The sequence below is a fragment of the Novosphingobium sediminis genome, assembly GCF_007991615.1.
Classification (GTDB): Bacteria; Pseudomonadota; Alphaproteobacteria; order Sphingomonadales; family Sphingomonadaceae; genus Novosphingobium; species Novosphingobium sediminis.
In genome coordinates this window covers 1-2624 of record NZ_BJYR01000052.1, presented here as the reverse complement: position 1 = coordinate 2624, position 2624 = coordinate 1, and the positions used below count along the sequence as shown (strand labels likewise).

At 63.0% G+C, this 2624-nt stretch carries 2 protein-coding genes; both read right to left on the bottom strand.

What is annotated here, in order from left to right; translation table 11 throughout:
• Positions 1-70: 70 nt before the first annotated feature.
• Positions 71-940, bottom strand: coding sequence for an IS21-like element helper ATPase IstB (istB, locus tag NSE01_RS21045; protein ID WP_147161509.1), 870 nt, complete (start codon positions 938-940; stop codon positions 71-73).
• Entirely contained in the window at positions 937-2442 is a 1506-nt protein-coding gene (gene istA, locus NSE01_RS21040) for an IS21 family transposase (protein ID WP_147161508.1), read from the bottom strand. Before istA ends, istB begins: the two co-directional genes overlap by 4 nt.
• Between the last annotated feature and the right edge of the window lie 182 nt (positions 2443-2624).

The following is a 2624-nucleotide window of genomic DNA, read 5'->3' as shown; positions in this document are numbered from 1 at the left end:
TGTAGCGCGACAAACTGGATGAGGATTGCGCGTCAATCAGGATGAGAATGTGATTGTCGCGGCGCGTCGATCAGTGCCTGTTTTGATTGTCGCTGGCAAGGTCGTCGTTCTCATCCTGATTGTCGCGGATGGTCTCGAGGACCTTCGGCGTGGTGTAGGCGGCGGGGCGCCCGGCGCCGGCGCGCCTGGCCTGAGCGGTGCGCCGCCGGTAACTTTCGACGTTCATCTCGAAGATGGTGGCGTGGTGCACGAGCCTGTCTACGGCAGCGAGCGTCATGGCGGGATCCGGGAAGACGCGGTTCCATTCGCCGAAGGGCTGGTTGGCGGTGATCAGCAACGACCGTCGCTCGTATCGTGCGCTGATCAGCTCGAAGAGCACCGACGTCTCGGCCTGGTCGCGCGAGACGTAGGCGAAGTCGTCGAGAATGAGCAGGTGGTATTTGTCGAGCCTGGTCATCGCGGATTCGAGTGCGAGTTCGCGGCGGGCAACCTGCAGGCGTTGCACGAGGTCGGAAGTTCGGGTGAACAGAACCCTCCAGCCCCGTTCCACCAACGCAAGCCCAATAGCTGCGGCAAGATGGGTTTTGCCACCCCCCGGCGGACCGAACAGGATGAGATTGGCGCCTTGCTCGAGCCAGCCATCTCCGGCGCACAGGGCCATGACCTGGGCCTTGGAGATCATCGGCACGGCATCGAAGGCGAAGCAGTCCAGGGTCTTGCCTGCGGGCAGATGGGCCTCTGCCAGGTGACGTTCGATCCGGCGGCGATCGCGTTCGGCAAGTTCGTGCTCTGCGAGCGCGGCCAGAAACCTGCTGGCGGGCCATCCTTCTTTGTCCGCCTGGGCGGCGAAGTCGCCCCAGATGTGCTTGATGGTGGGCAGGCGCAGTTCGTTGAGCATGAGGCTGAGGCGCTGCGCATCGATCATAGGAGTTGCGCTCATGCGGCTTCTCCCTGTTCGATCAGTCCATCGTAGATCGAGAGCGGCACCAGTTTGACCACGACTTCAGGCAGATCAGCAGGGTCGGGACTAAACCGGGCCCGCAGTGCTGTCAGACAGGGCGTTCGGCGCGCGGTCAGATCCTCGGTCAGGAGCCCGGCGAGTTCGGCCTCGCATGCGCGTTCGTGGGCCATGGCCAGAAGTTCGACGGTGGTGCGGCAGGCCTCCCGCTCGCCCTGAACTTCCAGCAAGTGGTCGAACATCAGGCGATAGGCATCTCGCGGGAACAGGCTGTCGCGATAGACCAGCCCCAGCAGCGCCATGGGCTTGCGGCGTAGGGAATGGATCACGTGGCGGTAATCGACAACGTGGCCGTGCTTCCCGTTCATGCCGGCGCGGCCGCGCGGCAGGGTCATGAGCCTCGTGCCACCGATGAAGACGTCGAGGCGGTCATCATACAGGCGGACCCGCAAACGGTGCCCGATCAGGCGGGATGGGACCGTGTAGAACACCTTGCGCAGCGTGAAGCCGCCCGAGGATGTGACTGTGACAAGAACCTCTTCGTAGTCGGTGGTGCGAACGTCTGGCAGCGGCTTCAGGAACTTGCGTTCGGCATCGATCCCGGGGCCGTGCCGCCGGTTGCGCGCAATTACCACCTCGTCGATAAAGCGGCGATAGTCGGCAAGGTCGGGGAAGTCGGCGCTACCGCGCAGCAGCAGGGCATCCTTCACGGCAGCCTTGATATGGCCATGGGCACTCTCGATCGCGCCGTTCTCATGGGCGATGCCGCGGTTGTTCCTCGTGGGCTCCATTCCGTAATGGGCACAAAGCGCGTCATAGCGCCTGGTCAGGTCGATCCTGGCATCGATGTCCAGATTGCGGAAGGCGGCCGAGAGGCTGTCGGTGCGATGAAGCTTCGGCGCACCGCCTGCAGACCAGAGTGCGTTCTGCAGCCCTTCGGCCAAGGCGACGAAACTCTCGCCACCCAGAATGATATGCCCGTGCTCGAAGCCACCGCAAGGCAGCCGGAAGTGATAGAGAAGGTGGTCCAGTGGTTGTCCGGCAATCGAAACTGCCAGATCATCCATGCAGGTAAAATCAGACAGGCCGAGCCGTCCCGCTTCGTGCACTTGCCGGAAAATGACTTCGCGATCCTGCCCGTTCATGGCGCGCCAATCGCGAATGCGCCTCTCCAGCGTCCGCCGGGAGCCGAATATCGTCTCGGGGTATCGCCGCCGCAATTCTTCAAAAATGGCGATAGGCCGGAGGCCGGGAGCAGCCTCGAGCATCGGCACGACCACTTCATCGAAGATACCGGCCAAGGGATCGGGTCGGCGCCGACCGCGTGGGGTTTGCCGCTGTGATGGCAACCGGCCATCCTGCACAATCCGATAGCCTGTCGCTGGGCTGAACCCCGCCTTCGCCGCCGCCAGAGCGACGGGGTCATTACGTCTGTTGGTCATGAAAAGTCTCACCTGATGATCGTTGATGTGTCGACCGGCCACACGTCAGGTCCTCCTCTCAGGAAAACCCGACACATAGCGGCCACCACGACCATCACAGGCACCCGGCAAAGAGTGCCTCCGGTGTGTCGGGATCGACTACGGGCTACGCCCTCCGCCGATCCCGACACACCGGATTCTCATCTTGATTGTCGCGCCTTCTCACCCTGATCGTCGCGCGACAA